Source organism: Stenotrophomonas sp. SMYL86 (assembly GCF_036320025.1).
Taxonomy (GTDB): Bacteria; Pseudomonadota; Gammaproteobacteria; order Xanthomonadales; family Xanthomonadaceae; genus Stenotrophomonas; species Stenotrophomonas maltophilia_A.
The window spans coordinates 7084-24651 of record NZ_JAWIRU010000032.1 but is presented as its reverse complement, the minus strand read 5'-3'; the positions used below and the strand labels follow the sequence as shown (position 1 = coordinate 24651).

11 protein-coding genes are annotated in these 17568 nt (G+C 68.4%); 9 read left to right on the top strand and 2 right to left on the bottom strand.

The window, feature by feature from the left end:
* The first annotated feature begins 147 nt into the window (after nucleotides 1-147).
* Together V3B64_RS21530 and tsaB are read left to right on the top strand one after the other, a co-directional pair.
* Nucleotides 148-2196: an ATP-dependent DNA helicase gene (locus tag V3B64_RS21530; protein ID WP_049461889.1), complete on the top strand. Its 2049-nt coding sequence runs from the start codon at nucleotides 148-150 to the stop codon at nucleotides 2194-2196.
* A gap of 9 nt (nucleotides 2197-2205) precedes the next feature.
* A complete protein-coding gene (tsaB, locus tag V3B64_RS21525; protein WP_329914938.1) occupies nucleotides 2206-2919 on the top strand; it encodes a tRNA (adenosine(37)-N6)-threonylcarbamoyltransferase complex dimerization subunit type 1 TsaB in 714 nt (237 codons plus the stop codon).
* Nucleotides 2920-3414: 495 nt separating this feature from the next.
* Here the strand turns inward: tsaB and V3B64_RS21520 are convergent, their stop codons facing one another.
* Together V3B64_RS21520 and gshB are read right to left on the bottom strand one after the other, a co-directional pair.
* The gene (locus V3B64_RS21520; RefSeq protein ID WP_110713262.1) at nucleotides 3415-4299 is read right to left on the bottom strand and encodes an energy transducer TonB; all 885 of its coding nucleotides are present in this window, start codon (nucleotides 4297-4299) and stop codon (nucleotides 3415-3417) included.
* Nucleotides 4299-5246, bottom strand: a complete 948-nt coding sequence (gene gshB, locus V3B64_RS21515) for a glutathione synthase (RefSeq protein ID WP_012511876.1) — start codon at nucleotides 5244-5246, stop codon at nucleotides 4299-4301. Before gshB ends, V3B64_RS21520 begins: the two co-directional genes overlap by 1 nt.
* A 240-nt stretch (nucleotides 5247-5486) precedes the next feature.
* Between gshB and pilG the strand changes: the two genes are divergently transcribed.
* The 7 genes from pilG (at nucleotide 5487) to V3B64_RS21480 (ending at nucleotide 17464) form a co-directional block, all read left to right on the top strand.
* A complete protein-coding gene (gene pilG, locus V3B64_RS21510; protein WP_005418455.1) occupies nucleotides 5487-5888 on the top strand; it encodes a twitching motility response regulator PilG in 402 nt (133 codons plus the stop codon).
* 18 nt (nucleotides 5889-5906) lie between these two features.
* The gene (locus V3B64_RS21505) at nucleotides 5907-6269 is read left to right on the top strand and encodes a response regulator (protein WP_005410717.1); all 363 of its coding nucleotides are present in this window, start codon (nucleotides 5907-5909) and stop codon (nucleotides 6267-6269) included.
* On the top strand, nucleotides 6269-6799 hold the full coding sequence (locus tag V3B64_RS21500) for a chemotaxis protein CheW (protein WP_110713261.1): 531 nt from the start codon (nucleotides 6269-6271) through the stop codon (nucleotides 6797-6799). The genes V3B64_RS21505 and V3B64_RS21500 overlap by 1 nt, the downstream gene beginning before the upstream one ends.
* Before the next feature lie 41 nt (nucleotides 6800-6840).
* On the top strand, nucleotides 6841-8877 hold the full coding sequence (locus V3B64_RS21495) for a methyl-accepting chemotaxis protein (RefSeq protein WP_032130100.1): 2037 nt from the start codon (nucleotides 6841-6843) through the stop codon (nucleotides 8875-8877).
* A 100-nt stretch (nucleotides 8878-8977) separates the two neighbouring features.
* Entirely contained in the window at nucleotides 8978-15670 is a 6693-nt protein-coding gene (locus tag V3B64_RS21490; RefSeq protein WP_329914936.1) for an Hpt domain-containing protein, read from the top strand.
* A complete protein-coding gene (locus V3B64_RS21485; protein ID WP_134950712.1) occupies nucleotides 15657-17003 on the top strand; it encodes a chemotaxis protein CheB in 1347 nt (448 codons plus the stop codon). The genes V3B64_RS21490 and V3B64_RS21485 overlap by 14 nt, the downstream gene beginning before the upstream one ends.
* Nucleotides 17000-17464 (top strand): chemotaxis protein CheW, encoded by a 465-nt coding sequence (locus tag V3B64_RS21480; protein ID WP_065723902.1) that lies wholly within the window; start codon nucleotides 17000-17002, stop codon nucleotides 17462-17464. Before V3B64_RS21485 ends, V3B64_RS21480 begins: the two co-directional genes overlap by 4 nt.
* The last annotated feature ends 104 nt before the right edge of the window (nucleotides 17465-17568 follow it).

The window sequence follows — 17568 nt, the reverse complement described above, 5'->3', positions numbered from 1 at the left end:
CCCCCCCCCCCCCTCCCGCCCCACCCAGCACGCAGAAACCCAGAGCCGTTAACAACGCCGTTGCCGTTGCCGTTGCCGTTGCTGGTGCTCTGGCTCTGGCTTGAAACGGGTGCCGGGCAGCGCCCGGCCGGGTATCCTTTCCCTCTGATGTCCGACCTTGTCCATGCCAGCCGCGAAGCCCTCAGCGACGGCGGCGCGCTCGCCTCGCACCTGGATGCATTCGTCCCGCGTCCGGCACAGCTGCACCTGACCGAAGCCATCGCCGATGCGCTGCAGCAGCGTGATCTGCTGCTGGCCGAGGCCGGTACCGGCACCGGCAAGACGTTTGCCTATCTGGTGCCGGTGCTGCTGTCCGGGTTGCGCACCATCATCTCCACAGGCACCCGCGCGCTGCAGGACCAGCTCTACCACCGCGATCTGCCGCGGGTGCGCCAGGCACTCGGGGTCGGCCTGCGCAGTGCGCTGCTGAAAGGGCGTGCGAACTACCTGTGCCGCTATCGCCTGCAGCAGGCGCGCGGCGAGCCGCGTTTTTCCAGCCCCGAACAGGCGGCGCAGTTCCAGCGCATCCTGGCCTGGTCCGGTCGCTCGGAGTTCGGTGACATCGCCGAGCTCGACGGGCTGGCCGACGACTCCCCATTGCTGCCGATGGTCACCTCCACCGTCGACAACTGCCTGGGCACCGATTGCCCGTTCTGGGATGACTGCTTCGTGGTGCGTGCGCGGCAGCGTGCACAGGCTGCCGATGTGGTGGTGGTCAACCATCACCTGCTGCTGGCCGATCTGGCGCTGAAGCAGGATGGCTTCGGTGAACTGCTGCCGGGCGCCCAGGCCTTCGTCATCGACGAGGCGCACCAGTTGCCCGAACTGGCCGCGCAGTTCTTCGGCGAGGGTTTTGGCATGCGCCCGTGGCAGGAGCTCGGGCGCGATTGCCTGGCTGAAGCACGCGGTGTGGGCGGCGCGCAGTCGGCGCTGCAGGAACCGGTCGACCAGTTGCAGCAGGCGCTGCTGGCGCTGCGTTCGGCGATGGAGGGACTGCCGCCGCGTGGCACGCAATGGCGCGCGCTGGCGATGCCACAGGTGCGCGACGGATTCGATACGGTGATGGCAGGGTTGGTGACCCTGGAGCAGGCATTGCAGCCGCTGCGCGAAGCGGCGGCGGGTCTGGATGCCTGTCATGCGCGGGCGCGCGAGGCGGTCTCGCGGCTCAGCCGCTGGCTGGGCGATGACGAACCCACTCTCGATTTCGACACCGATCCGTCGGAAGCGAGCAGTGCGGCCGATGTGCTCTGGTACGAGCTTACGCCGCGTGGTTTCCGTTGCCAGCGCACGCCGATGGATGTGTCCGGTCCGCTGCGTGAGCATCGCGAGCGCAGCCGTGCCGCGTGGATCTTCACTTCGGCAACGCTGACCGTTGGCGGTGGTTTCGATCACATCGCCACCCGCCTGGGCCTGGACGATCCGCACACGCTGGTGCAGCCAAGCCCGTTCAATTGGCCCGAGCAGGCGCTGTGCTACCTGCCCGAAGGCCTGCCCGATCCGGCGGCGCGCGGGTTTGGCACCGCGCTGATCCAGACCTTGCGGCCGGTGTTGCAGGCCTCGCAGGGCAGGGCATTCCTGCTGTTTGCTTCGCATCGCGCCCTGCGTGAGGCCGCCGAGGCATTGCGCGACGGGCCATGGCCGCTGTTCGTGCAGGGCGAGGCACCGCGCGCGACGCTGCTGCAGCGCTTCCGTGAATCCGGCAATGGCGTGCTGCTCGGCTCGGCCAGTTTCCGCGAGGGCGTGGATGTGGTCGGCGAAGCGCTGAGCGTGGTGATGATCGACAAGCTGCCGTTCGCGGCGCCGGACGATCCGGTGTACGAGGCGCGGCTGGAGGCGATCCGCAGCCAGGGCGGCAATCCGTTCCGCGACGAGCAGTTGCCGCAGGCGGTGATTGCATTGAAGCAGGGTGTCGGCCGCCTGATCCGCAGCGAGAGCGACCGTGGCGTGCTGGTACTGTGCGACCCGCGCCTGCTCAACCGGGGCTATGGCCGGGTCTTCCTCGATTCGCTGCCGCCGTTCCGGCGTACTCGCAGCCTGGCCGATGTGCAGGCCTTCTTTACGCCACAATGGGCGCCCGTGTCCGATGATGCGGCTGCCCCAGTCGCTGTTGCGACCGGCCCTGAGCCGGCGCCCGGTGCCACGTTCCCCCTGTTCTGACCCGATCCGATGAAACTGCTCGCCTTTGAAACCGCCACCGAAGCCTGTTCCGTTGCCCTGCATGTCGATGGGCAGGTGCTGGAACGCTTCGAGATTGCCCCGCGCCGGCACGCCGAACTGAGCCTGCCGTGGGCGGAGGCGCTGCTGGCCGAAGCCGGCATCAGCCGCCGCCAGCTGGACGGCATCGCGCTCAGCCGCGGCCCCGGCGCGTTCACCGGCGTGCGTCTTGCGATCGCGATTGCCCAGGGCATTGCGCTGGCCCTGGACCGTCCGCTGTTGCCGGTCTCGACGCTGCAGGTGCTGGCGTTGCGGGCACCGGCGGAAGAAACGCAGATCCTGTCAGCGATCGATGCGCGGATGGGCGAACTCTACGTTGCCCGCTTCGAGCGCGTGGACGGCCTGCCGGTGGCGCGTGATGCCGAGCGCGTATGCGCACCCGCTGCGGTATCGCTGCCGGAAGGGCTGTCCGCCTACGGTGTGGGTACCGGTTTCGGCGCAGCCGAGGGCGCACTGGTGGCGCAACTTGGGGCTGGCCTGCGTGGATTCGATGCCGCCGCATTGCCGCGTGCGTCAGACGTGCTGGCACTGGCGGTGCCGGCCTTCGCGCGCGGCGAAGTCATTGCACCGGAGAGGGTCGAGCCGGCGTACCTGCGCGACAACGTGGCACTGACCCTGGTCGAGCAACAGGCCGCGCGCGAGGCGAAGGCGAAGGCCAACGGCTGAGCCCCTCGTGGCGGGGTTGGTTGATCGCGTAAATCAAAAGCCGCGCTTGGCCGGGCGGGGTGGGTTCGCGGGGGACGCCGTGAACCCGTCCCTGGGGGCTTAGCCGCGCCATCCATGGCGCGGATACCCCCGCGAACCCACCCCGCCCGACCTCTGACAGTTTCCGTGTGCGTCCGCCACGGAAAATCAAAAGAAAATCAAAGTCAAAAGCGGATCGCTTCGCTCGCATCCACGCTAGCGTGGATGTGTGTCGACCAAGGTCGACACCTACCAACAGCGGAGCGGGACGCGATGCGCCGGGATCTGTCAGAGGTGGGGCGGGGTGGCTGGGCAGGACCGTTGGCGCCATGGATGGCGCCATCGAGCCCCCAAGGATGGGTTTACGGCGTGTCCTGCCCAGCCACCCCGCCACACCAAATCCACAGTCCAACCGCCGCCTTTGACGTTGACGTTGACGTTCAGCGGGTCCCGGGCCGCAGGCCCGGGCAACAAACCCTACCGGTCGTCGTGCAGGGTGCCGCCCGGCAGGAACACCCACGTGCGGGTGACCTGCAGGATATCGATCTCATCCTCGGTCTTCGGCAACGGCGGGAACGGCTGGGCCAGCTTCACCACCCGCAGTGCCGCCTCATCCAGCAACGGCGTCCCGCTCGAACGCAGGATCCGGCTGCTCTCCACGCTGCCATCGCGGCGCACGCCCACGCTGATCACCACCTGGCCACCCAGGCGCCGCTGCCGCGCCTCATCCGGGTAATTCAGGTTGCCTACGCGCTCGGCGCGATCGACCCACGCGCGCAGGTAATTGGCATAGGCATATTCGCGCGTGCTGGCCGACACGAACTTGCGGTTCGGACGCTTGGCGTACTGCGCCGAGCGCAGGTGCACTTCGGCGGCCAGGCGCGCCATCTCCACGTCGCGCTGTTCGCGCGCGCTCAGCGGTGCGTCCGGTTCGGGCTGATCCGGCGTGGGCCGGGACTGCGCCTGCGCCACCATTTCTTCGCCATTGCGGCTGCTGACCACCCGTGCCTGCGGCGGCGGAACCGGTGCGGCCGATTGCTGCTGCTGTGGCACCGGGCTGATTCCGGACTGGGCCTGCGGCACGATGCCGGCCTGGTTGTCGCGCGGACGCTGCGCGCGGTCGTGCTCGCCACCGCCTTCCTGGTTGGCCGCGGCCAGGAAATCGGCCTGCTTCGGCGTCAATGCGGTGCGGGTCTGGCTGAAGATCACTTCCAGCGTCGGCACCAGCGGTGCATCGCCCTTCACGGCAAAGCCCACGCCCAGGATCAGCAGGGCGTGGACCAGCACCGACAGCGCGATGGTCGCCCCCAGCCGTTGCGCTTCGCGCGGCGGCGGGGGCAGTACGGCAGGTGCGGACGGCATCAGCGCAGGCCGGCCTCGAGTGCGTCGAACAGGGTGCCGGCAATGTTCAGGCCGTACTGTGCGTCCAGTTCGCGCACGCAGGTCGGGCTGGTCACGTTGACCTCGGTCAGGTAATCACCGATCACGTCCAGGCCGACGAAGCGCATGCCGCGACGCTTCATCTCCGGCCCGACCTGGGCGGCGATCCAGCGGTCGCGCTCGCTCAGCGGGCGACCTTCACCGCGGCCACCGGCGGCCAGATTGCCGCGGAATTCATCACCCTGCGGGATGCGCGCCAGGCAGTAGTCGACGGGTTCGCCATCGACCAGCAGGATGCGCTTGTCGCCAGCGGTGATGTCGGGAATGAACTTCTGTGCCAGCGCCATCCTGTGGCCGCCGTCGGTCAGGGTTTCCAGGATCACATTCAGGTTCGGATCGCCCTGGCCGCTGCGGAAGATCGAGCGGCCGCCCATGCCATCCAGCGGCTTCAGCACGGCCTGGCCGTGTTCCAGGGCAAAGGCCTTCAGCGCCTTGGCGTCGCGGCTGACCAGGGTCGGCGGGCAGCACTGCGGGAACAGCAGGGCGGCCAGCTTCTCGTTGTAGTCGCGCAGGCCCTGCGGGTTGTTGACCACGCAGGCACCGGCAGCGGCGGCCACGTCCAGCACCTGGGTGTCGTAGATGTACTCGGCGTCGACCGGAGGGTCCTTGCGCATCAGCACGATCTGGCCGGGACCGAACTCGGTACGGCTGAACGCACCCAGCTCATACCAGCCGGCCGGGTCGTCGCGCACCTGCAGCGGTGCGGTCTGGGCCACCGCCACGCCACCTTCCAGGGCCAACCCGCCCGGGCGCACGTAGTGCAGGGCATGGCCGCGGCGCTGGGCTTCCAGCAACATGGCGAAGGTGGTGTCCTTGGCGATCTTGATGTGGGCGATGGGGTCCATCACCACGATGACGTTCAACGGCATGGGCGCACCTGTCTGGCAAGGCGTTGATGGTAGCGGCAACGCCGGTCGCGCGCCTCCCCGCCGTACTGCAACGCAGCGTCCGCCCGGCGGTCGCGCACGCATTGCGAAACCCGTCACGTTCAGGAGGGTGCCATGCCCCGCGCCATGGGGCGGCCTTGAAGCGGGCGCGGAAAGTGCGATATAGATACGCTTTCGTAGCGGCCCCCGCCAGAGATCGGGCCGTGCGCTTGGGGATAGGCAATGACTGAAAACACGACTGCGGGCGGGGAACTCGCAGGACTCCGGGTGATGGTCATCGATGATTCGAAGACCATCCGCAGGACTGCGGAAACGCTGCTCAAGCGCGAAGGTTGCGAGGTGGTCACCGCCACCGACGGCTTCGAAGCGCTTGCGAAGATCGCAGACCAGCAACCGCAGATCATCTTCGTCGACATCATGATGCCGCGCCTGGACGGCTACCAGACCTGTGCGCTGATCAAGGGCAACCAGCTGTTCAAGGCGACCCCGGTCATCATGCTGTCGTCCAAGGATGGCCTGTTCGACAAGGCGCGGGGACGCATCGTCGGCTCGGAGCAGTACCTGACGAAGCCTTTCACGCGTGAAGAACTGCTGGGTGCCATCCGCACATACGTCAACGCCTGACCAGGGGGGAAAGGCACAATGGCTCGTATCGTTCTGATCGAGGATTCACCGACCGACCGCGCGGTGTTCACCCAGTGGCTGCGCCGTGCCGGCCATGAGGTGCTGGAAGCGGACAACGCCGAGGATGGACTGCAGCTGGTCCGCGACCAGGTGCCGCAGCTGGTGCTGATGGACGTGGTCCTGCCCGGCATGAGCGGCTTCCAGGCCACCCGTGCGATGGCCCGTGATGCGGCGATCAAACACATTCCGGTGATCATCGTCAGCACCAAGGCGATGGAAACCGACAAGGCATGGGGACTGCGCCAGGGCGCGGCCGATTACATCGTCAAGCCGCCGCGCGAGGATGAACTGATCGCGCGGATCAACGAACTGGTGGCCTGATGCGCTCGCCCTTCGACATTCTCGAAGCCTACGAACGGCGCAGCCTGGCCCACGCGGTGCAGCTGCCCGAACGGCAGTTCGCCCAGGACCTCTGGCGTGGCGTGGGTTACCGCGTCGGCCTGCGCCGGCTGGTGTCCGATTTCCGCGAAGTGGTGGAAATCGTGCCGATGCCGCCGGTGACCCCGGTACCGTGCGCGCAGCCGTGGCTGCTGGGCGTAGGCAACCTGCGCGGCAACCTGTTCCCGGTGGTCGACCTGAAGTACTTCCTGGAAGGCACGCGTACCGTGCAGCAGGAAGGCCAGCGCGTGCTGATCATGCGCCAGGCCGGCGGCGACGTCGCGCTGACCATCGATGAACTGTTCGGCCAGCGCAGCTTCGAACTGGACCAGCAGATCGCGGCCGGCACGCTGGCCGAAGGGCGCTACGGCCACTTCGTCGATCGCGCCTTCCATGCCGACGGCCATGACTGGGGCGTGTTCTCGCTCTCGCTGCTGTCGCGTACCCCTGAATTCCGGCAAGCCGCGGCCTGAGGCCGGGCATCGCCCCCTGCATTGAAGATCGAGGTTGAACGATGAGTACTGCTTCGGACGCCACCAAGACCGGCAAGCTGCGGCTGGGCGGCAGCAACCTCTGGCTGTTCCTGCTGCTGGCATCGATGATCCTGTTCGGCGTCAACACCGGCGTCGCCACCTGGCAGGGCAGTCGCCTGGCCGATGCCGGATCCAAGGCAGCCGACCTGCAGGTGCTGTCGCAGCAGCTGGCCAACCAGGGCCGTGACGCGGTGGGCGGCAACGCGCAGGCGTTCACCGCCTTCAAGGCGACCCGCAACGCGATCGAACAGAACGTGTCGACCCTGCAGGGGCGCTACGGCAAGGAGCCGGGCGTGTCGGGTGCGATCGCCACCCTGGCCGAAACCTGGGCGCCGCTGGGCAAGCAGGCCGGGCAGCTGGTCGCCAGTGAACCGGCGGTGCTGGCGCTGGCCGGCAATGCCAACAACTTCACCGGCGCGGTGCCGGGCCTGCAGGCCCAGCTGAACGAGCTGGTGCGTGCGATGTCCGCCTCCGGCGCGCCGTCGTCGCAGGTGTACAGCGCCCTGCAGCAGGTGGTGGTGGCCGGCTCCATGGCCCGTCGCGTGACCGAAATGCGCGCCGGTGGCAGCGCTGCGGCGACGTCCGGCGATGCACTGGCACGCGACATCACCGTGTTCTCGCAGGTGCTCGACGGCCTGCGCAACGGCAACGAGGAACTGGGCATCACCGCCGTGCGTGGTGCCGCCGCCGTGGCCGCGCTGGAGCAGTCGCAGCAGAAGTGGGAAGCGATGAAGCAGGACGCCGATGCGATCCTGGCCAGCTCGCGCCAGCTGTTCGCCGCCCAGTCCGCCGCCACCGCGCTGGGCCAGGGTTCGGCGCACATGCTGGACGACAGCCGCAAGCTGTTCGAGGCGTTCTCCTCGTTCGGCTCGGTGTCCGATACCCGCCTGTTCCCGAACTTCTGGATCGGCGTGGTCTCCGGTGCGCTGTCGCTGATCGCGATCATCGGCTTCGTCTCCACCAACGTGCGCAGCCGTTCGCGCGAGCAGGAACTGCGCTACCAGACACAGGTGGAATTCAACAGCCGCAACCAGCAGGCGATCATGCGGCTGCTGGACGAAATCTCCTCGCTGGGTGAGGGCGACCTGACCGTGAAGGCCTCGGTGACCGAGGACATGACCGGCGCCATCGCCGACGCGATCAACTACGCGGTGGACGAGCTGCGCCACCTGGTGACCACCATCAACGACACCTCGGCCAAGGTCGCGCTGTCCACCCAGGAAACCCAGGCCACCGCCATGCAGCTGGCAGAGGCGGCGGGCCATCAGGCCAACCAGATCACCTCGGCCTCGGACCGCATCGGTGAAATCGCGGCGAGCATCGAACAGGTGTCGCGCAACTCGGCCGAGTCGGCCGACGTGGCACAGCGCTCGGTGGTGATCGCTGCCGAAGGTGCCGGCGTGGTGCGCGAGACCATCCAGGGCATGGACCAGATCCGTGACCAGATCCAGGAAACCTCCAAGCGCATCAAGCGCCTGGGCGAGTCGTCGCAGGAAATCGGCTCGATCGTGGAACTGATCAACGACATTTCCGAGCAGACCAACATCCTGGCATTGAACGCGGCGGTGCAGGCGGCTTCGGCCGGTGAAGCGGGCCGCGGTTTCGCGGTCGTGGCCGACGAAGTGCAGCGCCTGGCAGAACGCACTTCGGGCGCAACCCGACGCATCGAGAACCTGGTCCAGGCCATTCAGGCCGATACCAACGAAGCGGTCACCTCGATGGAACAGACCACCGCCGAAGTGGTGTCCGGTGCACGCCTGGCCGAGGACGCCGGCACCGCACTGACCGAAATCGAGCGCGTGTCCAATGCACTGAACACCCTCATCAAGAACATCTCCATCGCCGCCCAGCAGCAGTCGGCTGCGGCCTCGGACATCACCCGCACCATGGGCGTGATCCGGCAGATCACCGGCCAGACCTCGCAGGGTGCCGGGCAGACCGCCGAATCGATCGGTCACCTCGCGCAGCTGGCGGCCGACCTGCGTCGTTCGGTCGCCGACTTCAAGCTGCCGGCGTGACGCGGGCAGGGCGGCGAGCAAGGAACCAGTCGATGAAGCATTTCCATTCCCCACGCCAGAACTCGCGCGGCTTCCGCGCGGCGGCGAACGGAGCGCGTCCATGAGCAGTCTGCGCGATGCGATGAGCCACGCAGCGCTGGGCTGGGTCAAGCCCGAGCTGGACGAGACCCTGCGCCAGGTGCGCAACGAGGTCGAGTACTACGCGGAAGACCCGGCCGATGCCAGCCGCATGCGCATCTGCGCCGGCTACCTGCACCAGGTGCAGGGCACCCTGCGCATGGTCGAGCTGTACGCCCCGGCGATGGTGGCCGAGGAGCTGGAACAGCTGGCCAATGCCATCGGCGCCGGTAGCGTGGCTGATCGGGATGAAGCCTGCGCGACCCTGATGCGCGGCAGCGTGCTGCTGCCCGATTACCTGGAGCGCCTGCAGAACGGCCACCGCGACATTCCGATCGTGCTGATGCCGCTGCTCAACGAAATCCGTGCCGCGCGTGGCGAAGAGGGCGTGCATGACAGCGTGCTGCTGGCGTTCGCGCCGGACAGCGTCACCGCCACCGAGGCCGAGCTGGACCATGCGCGTGGCAGCCTGAGCGGACGCAACCGCGAGCTGCTCGACACGGTCGGCAGCGCAGTGAAGGAAGAACTGCTGCGCATCAAGGATGCGCTTGACCTGCACCTGCGTACCGGTGGTGCGCCGGAACAGCTGCAGACCCAGGCCAACGAGCTTGGCGCCGTGGCCGATACGCTGGGCATGATGGGCCTGGGCGTTGCCCGCGGCGTGGTCGTGCAGCAGCGCGATGCGCTGCGTGGCGTGGTCGAAGGGCGCCAGCAGATCGACGAGAACCTGCTGCTGGATATCGCCGGCGCATTGCTCTACGTGGACGCGTCGCTGGACGACCAGGTCGCCCATCTGGGCGCCGGCGGCAGTGGCGAAGATGACCCCAGCGCGGTGGAGAACCGGCGCACGGTGGAGGTGCTGGCACATGAGGCCATCGCCAACTTCGCCGCCGCCCGCGAGCATTTCGTCGCCTTCATCGAAACCAGCTGGAACCATGCCGAGCTGCAGGACGTGCCGCGCCTGCTGGGCGATGTGTCCGGTGCGCTGCGCATGCTCGACCTGAACACCGCCGCCGATTACCTGCGCGGTGTGCAGCAGTACATCGAAGCCGAGCTGATCGGTCGCCAGCGCGTGCCCAGTGGCCGCCAGCTGGACACCCTGGCCGATGCCATGGCCAGCCTGGAGTACTACCTCGAGGCTCTGCGCGACCGCCGCCCGGGTCGCGAGGACATCCTCGACATCACCCGCAGCAGCCTTGAAGCGCTGCGCTATTGGCCGTTGCCGGACCGCAATGCGGCGATGCCTGCCGCCGCCGAGCCAGTGGTGTTCGCATCGCTGCTGGTGGACCGCGAGCCGATCGCGCTGCAGGCCGAGCCGGTACAGCCGGAGCCCATCGAGATTCCGGTGCAGCCGGCCGCGCCCGCCGCCGGCACGGTGCCGGTGCCGCTGCCGGACTTCACCTTCGATCCGCCACCGGCCGCGCCTGCACCGGAGGTGGTGGACAACCGCCTGATGTTCGGGGCGCTGGGGAGTGTCGCCTCCACACCGCTGTCGCTGCATGACGATGCGGATGCACCGCTGGTCTTCGCCGCGTCCAGCGCGCCTGCGCCCGAGGTACCGCAATGGGATCTCGCACCGTTCCATCCGGACTCCGAGCCGACCGCGAGTGCCGAAGACGAGCGCAGTCCGACCTTCGCCAGCTTCGACCCGGTCAGTTTCGAACGGGCCGAAACCAGCGTGGAACCGGCGCCGCAGTGGACACTGTCGGAGGCAACACCGCCGGCATTGGCCGATGTGGCTGTGATGGATGTCGAGGACGACGTCGACGCGTCGGTGCCCTTTGACACCGCTGACGTTGCCGCGCCCGTGTTCGACCCGGTGGCTGCCGAGCACGATGTGGTCGCCGCCGGTGACGACGTGGTGTTCCGTTTCGACGCCGATGCGCTGGACAATGCCGACGACGTGCTGTCGCTGCACGCGATGGAGACGCTGTCGCTGGACGACGACGCCGGATTGCACCCGGCGCTGGAGATCGTCGATCCCGCTGCATCCGTGCGGGTGGACGAAAGCCCTGTGGTTGCCGAAGCGGACGCGGTTGCGGCGGATGTGCAGGAGGACGTGCCCGCGCCGATGGCCGAGGTGCTGACGCCGGTCTCCGATGCACCGGCACCGGCGGTGTCGGTGATTGATATCGACACCATCGCGCCCATCGACTTCAGCGAAGCCGACGCGCAGTTCTTCGCCGAGCTGAGCGCCGCGGCGGCCGATTTCAATCCGCAGGCCATGGCGGCTCCGCCCGCTGCGGACATCCCGGTCGTGGCCGGCACCGAGACCGGCTTCGAGGCAGGCTTCGACGACGATGCCGAGAACATCGACGAGGACATCCGCGAGGTGTTCCTGGAAGAGTTCGACGACGAGCTGGCCAACCTGGGCACGCTGCTGCCGGCATGGCGCATGCAGCTGGACAACATGGACCGGCTGCGGCCGATCCGCCGCATCTTCCACACCCTCAAGGGCAGTGGCCGCCTGGTGGGTGCACGCACCCTGGGCGAGTTCGCCTGGAAGATCGAAGGCATGCTCAATCGCGTGCTCGATGGCAGTCGCCCGGCGACTCCGGCGGTGCTGGCGATGGTCGACAACGCCCATGCCGCGCTGCCGCAGCTGAACGCCGCGCTGCGCCATGGCCAGCGCATCAGCGTGGACCTGCAGGCGATGCAGGCCATTGCCGATCGGGTCGGTGCCGGCGAGGAGACCTTCTACGTGCCGTTGCCGGCTGCGGCCGCACCGGCAGCGACACTGGCCGAGTCCGAAGGCGAAGACGAAATCAGCCGCCTGCTGGAAGCCGAGGCCGCTGCGTCGGCGCAGGCCGATGCCACGGCGGTGGCGGAAGACGCCGGTACCCCGGCCAACATCGACAGCGTACTGCGCGAGATCCTCGAGGCCGAGGTCGAAGTCCACCAGGCGACCCTGCAGGAATGGCTGCGTTCGGCGCAGCAGGCACCGCAGCCGGTCAGCGACGCACTGCTGCGTGCGGTGCACACCATGAACGGCGCCTTCGCGATGACCGAAGTGCCGGAAATCACGGCGGTCACCGGCGGTGCCGAGTCCTACATCAAGCGCGCACTGGCCGCCGACGTGGTGCCTGGCGACGAGGGCGTAGCCGCACTGGATGCGACCGCGCAGGCGATCACCGCGACCATGGAGGCGCTGCAGGCCGAACAGCCGCGGATTGTTCCGCAGGGCGCGCTGGTGCAGCGGCTGCAGGCATTGGCCGGCGAGCTGCCGGAAGCGCGCTGGCCGCTGTTCGCGCTGGAAGACGAGGACGAAGAGGGCGTCGAGCTGGCGCCTGATGCCGAGCAGGCATCCGCGGCCGAAGCGCTGCTGGCCGGGCTGGACACGCTGGACGAAACCAGCATGCCGTCCGCTTTCGATGCGGCGACCGATTTCATTGCCGAGCCGCAGTCGCATGCCGAAGATGCGCTGGAACCGGTTCCAGCTGCAACCGGGCTGGAGGCGCTGGACGTCGCAGCCGACAGCGGCCTGGACGTGGGTGAGCTGACCGCCAGCGACGATCTTTCGCGTTACTTCGACGCCGGCTGGCCGTCGGTGCCGGGCGAGGGTGAACCTGCCGCGGACGACACCGGCGCGATTGAATCGATCCAGCCGATTGAACGTGCGCCTGATGTTGCCCAGGACGAATCAGATGCCGTGCCGGCGATCGCGACGGTCGACGACGCTGACCTGACCATGGCGGACGATCTGTCGCCGTACCTCGACGCCAGTGCGCTGCCGGTGGATGACCGCGACGCGGAAGAGTTGCCGGTGTCTGCGGAAGTTGACGCGATCGACCTGAATACGCCGTTGCCGTTTGATTCGGACAGTGACGATGACAACGTCATTGACGACGCTGCTGCACTGCCACTCGACAGCGAGCTGTCGAGCCTGCAGGATGAAATGGCTGTGCCGGGTTTTGCAGAACCGGTCACGCTGGCAGCCGCGCTCGAGGCCGGCCTGCACGTGATCGAGGAGGAGCAGACCCTGGACGACGACGGGCAATGGCCCGTGATCGGCCTCCAGGCCAGCGAACTCGCGCCGGGTGAGGCAGATGCCTTTGCCGAGGATGCGGACGTCGGCGGGGAGGCGGCGGTCGGTGAAGGAGAGAGCGCCGATCAGCCGTCCCCGGCGACGGTGATTGAGGAGATCACCGCAGAGGCGCCGCAGGGCGGCACTGCTGCGGTGCGCTTCTTCGAAATGGAAGACGCACCGGGCCAGGGCACGGTCGATACCGATGCACAGGTTGCAGCGACCGACATCGTGCCGCGTGCGCCGCACCACGAGCAGGCACCTGTTGCGGCGGATGCCGAAGACGGCGCCGATGCACTCGACTTCAGCGTGTACGACCGCGAGCTGGTCGATATCTTTGTCGAGGAAGGCAAGGACCTGCTCGACCACTGCGATGGCCTGATCAGCGAACTGCGCGATGCACCGCAGGACCGCGAGGTGCTGGCCGGCCTGCAGCGTGATCTGCACACCCTGAAGGGTGGCGCACGCATGGCTGGCATCAATGCCATCGGCGACCTTGGCCACAGCATCGAATCGCTGCTGGAGGCGGTGGCCGCTGGCCGTACCGAGATCGAACGTCGCGACGTGCAGCTGCTGGAGCGTGGCTTTGACCGCCTGCACCAGCTGCTCACCCGCACCGGCGCGCACCGCGTGGTGGAGCCGGCGCAGGATCTGGTCGAAGCCTTCGAGGTCCGCACCACCATCGATATCGCCGCAGCCGCTGCGGCCGCGCGTGCGGCCAGCGAGATCGAGACCGTGCCCGCACAAGCCGCGGGCCCGCTGGCGACCCCGATCGAAGCGCCGCTGTCGGCTCCGCTTCCGGCCGAGGGCGTGGTCGATGAAGATCCGCTGGCGCGTCCGCAGCAGGAGCAGGTGCGCGTGCGTGCCGACCTGCTCGACCGCCTGGTCAACCATGCCGGTGAAGTGGCGATCTACCGCTCGCGGCTTGAACAGCAGCTGGGTGCCTTCCGTGGTGCCATGGGCGAACTGGAGCGCACCAATGCGCGACTGCGCGACCAGCTGCGGCGACTCGACCTGGAAACCGAGGCGCAGATCGTCGCCCGCTACCAGCGCGAGCAGGACCAGGCCGACCAGAAGTTCGATCCGCTGGAGCTGGACCGCTTCTCCACCCTGCAGCAGCTCAGCCGTGCGCTGAACGAGTCGGCGGCCGACCTGGGGGGCCTGCAGGGCGTGCTGGACGATCTGTCGCGCCAGTACGATTCGCTGCTGCAGCAGCAGTCGCGCGTCAGCTCCGAGCTGCAGGATGGCCTGATGCGCGCGCGCATGGTGCCGTTCGATGGCCTGGTGCCGCGCCTGCGCCGCGTGGTCCGCCAGTCCGGCATGGATACCGGCAAGCAGGTCCACCTGACCCTGGAAGGAACCCACGGCGAACTGGACCGCAACGTCCTCGACCGCATGGTCGCGCCGCTGGAACACATGCTGCGCAACTCCGTGGCCCATGGCCTGGAAGCGCCGGAACAGCGCCGCGCCGCCGGCAAGCCGGAGGAGGGCGAGATCGCCATCCGCCTGCACCGCGAAGGTTCGGAAATCGTGCTGGAAGTGGCCGATGACGGTGCTGGCCTGGACCGCGAGGCGATCCGCCGCCGCGCCATCGACCGTGGCCTGCTGGCCGCCGATGCGCAGCCGAACGAGCAGGAGCTGGACAACCTGATCTTCGCGTCCGGCTTCACCACCGCCGACCAGGTCAGCCAGCTGGCCGGTCGTGGCGTGGGCATGGACGTGGTGCGCAACGAAGTGCGCCAGCTCGGTGGCTCGGTCGACATCCAGTCGGTGCGGGGCCAGGGCGTACGCTTCACCCTGCGCCTGCCGCAGACGCTGGCCGTCACCCAGGCGGTGTTCGTGCAGATCGGCGAAACCACCTTCGCGGTGCCGGTGGCCTCGGTCAGTGGTATCGGCCGCCTGTCGCGCGAGCGTTTCGAAGCCGCCGACAGCAGCTACCGTTACAGCGGCGAAGACTATCCGCTGTACGACCTCGGCAGCCTGGTCGGGCAGGCCCCGGCGCGTGCCGATGGCCAGGACCAGGTGCCGCTGCTGCTGGTCCGTGCCGGTGATCTGCGTGCCGCCGTGGCGATCGACCAGGTGCTGGGCAACCGCGAAATCGTGGTCAAGCCGGTCGGCCTGCAGATCGCGTCGGTGCCGGGCATCTACGGCGCGACCATCACCGGCGATGGCCGCGTGGTGGTGATCCTGGACGTGGCGCCGCTGGTGCGCCGCTTCCTCGCCAACCCGACGCTGCCTGTGCTGGCCAACGCACCGCGCCAGGAGCGCCAGGTGCCGCTGGTGATGGTGGTCGACGACTCGCTGACGATGCGCAAGGTCACCGGCCGCATCCTCGAACGCCACAACTTCGAGGTCAGCGTCGCCCGCGACGGCGTGGAAGCGCTGGAACGCCTGGAAGAGCGCGTGCCGGACCTGATGCTGCTGGATATCGAGATGCCGCGCATGGATGGCTACGAGCTCGCCACCGCGATGCGTGCCGACCCGCGCTACAGGGACGTGCCGATCGTGATGATCACTTCGCGCAGCGGTGACAAGCACCGCCAGCGCGCCTTCGAGATCGGTGTCCAGCGTTACCTGGGCAAGCCGTACCAGGAACTGGACCTGATGCGTAACGTGTACGACCTGCTGGGGATCGCCCGTGTCCGTGAGTGAAACCCAAGCGGCTCCGGCCGTGGCCCTGCTGGCCCGTCCCGGCGCGGCGCGTGAGCGCCTGCGTGAGGCGTTGTCGCACGCCGATGTGCAGCTGGTGCTGGAAGATGATCCCAACACGCTGGAGGCGCGGGTCCTGCAGGAGGCGCGCCCACAGTTCGTGGTGATCGCGCTGGAAGCCGCCATCGAGGACGCCTTGGAGCGCCTGGAAGCGGTGCTGTCCGCACCGGGTCTGACCCTGGTCTTCGACGAGGCCGAACTGGCTGCACGTCGTGATGGTTGGGAGGCTCAGCGCTGGGGCCGTCATCTGTCCGCCAAGCTGCATGGCCACCAGCAGGTGTTGCCGCCGGGGGCCGAAGAAGAACCCAGCCTGCAGCTGGAGCCGGGCCACCCGGCACCGGCACCGGCGCCGCAGGAAGAAGCGCTGCAGCCGCACCTGGAGCAGGCATTGAGCTGGGCCGACGAGGTCCCCGCTGACACTCTGTACTCGCCGCCTGTACAGCTGCACGAACCGATCGCGCTGGAACAGGCGCTGGCCGCGCTGCAGCCGGTGGTGCCTGAGCCGCTGCAGGCCCCCGCACTGCCGTCGCTGGCAGAGACCGCGTCCGCAGTACCGCCGCTACCGCCGGTCTCCTTCGACCACACCGCCTGGTCGCTGGTCGAGGACGAGGCCGATGCCGATGCCTCGGCAACCGCTCCGCACCACGCTGCGGTGGAGGCTCCGCTGCCTTCCTTCGATACCGGTCATCTGAGCCTGGTCGATCTGGATGCCGCAGCGCCCGTGGGCGCACGCGCCGGATCGCTGCTGGTGCTGGCCGGCATCGGTGGCCCGGATGCGCTGCGTCGCCTGCTCGGCGCGCTGCCGCCTTCGCTGAGCGTGCCCGTCCTGGTACACATGCGCCTGGATGGCGGGCGCTACGGCAACCTGGTCAAGCAGATGGCACGCGTGTCGCCGTTGCCGGTGCAGCTGGCTGAAGCCGGCCAGCGTGCAACTCCGGGTGAAGTGCACGTGCTGGCCGATGACATCGGCGTGCAGGCAGCCAGTGACGGCCTGCATTTCGTCAGCGACGCGCAGGGCATTGCGATTGCCGCGCTGCCGGCTGATCACACCGCGCTGGTCCTGCTCAGCGGCGCTGACCTTGCGCATGTTGGTCCGGCGCTGGATCTGGCCGCCGCCGGTGCATGGGTGGCCGGGCAGGTGGGCGAGGGCTGCTACGACCCGGCTGCAGCCACGGCGGTGGTTGCTGCCGGCATGGTGGCCGGTGAACCGCAGGAACTGGCGCAGGCGATTGCCGCGCGCTGGGGTGAGCAGGACGACAACGGAGAAGCACCATGAGCTATGCCAGCAATGACGAAATCCGTGGCGTCCTGATCCAGGCCGGCAACGCGCGCGTGCTGCTGCCCAATGCCACCGTGGCCGAAATGATGTCGCGCGTGCCGGTGCAGCCGGTCTCCGATGCGCCGCGCTGGCTGGTGGGCGAGATCGGTTGGCACGGCTGGCAGGTGCCGCTGGTGTCGTTCGCACGTCTTTCGGGACTGGGCGAAGAAGCCGTGAGCGGCCATAACAAGGTGGTGGTACTGAAGGCCCTCAGCGGCAACGCGCAGCGTCCGTACTACGCGCTGCTGACGCAGAACTTCCCGCAGCTGATTTCGGTGCCGCGCGACGGGCTGCTGGCTGACGCCTCGGAAGAAACCCTGCCGGACATCGTGCACATGCGTGTGCTGCTGGGCGAGCAGAGCGCGCTGCTGCCGAACCTGGACGCGCTGGAAGCCGCCCTGGATTCGCTGGCGGCCTGATCGGACATCCGCCGGGCATTTTGAATTCCTGGTAGTGGCGGGGGGGGGGGGGGGGGCGGGCGCGGGGGGGGGGGGGGGGGGCGGGGGGGCCCCCCCCCCCCCCG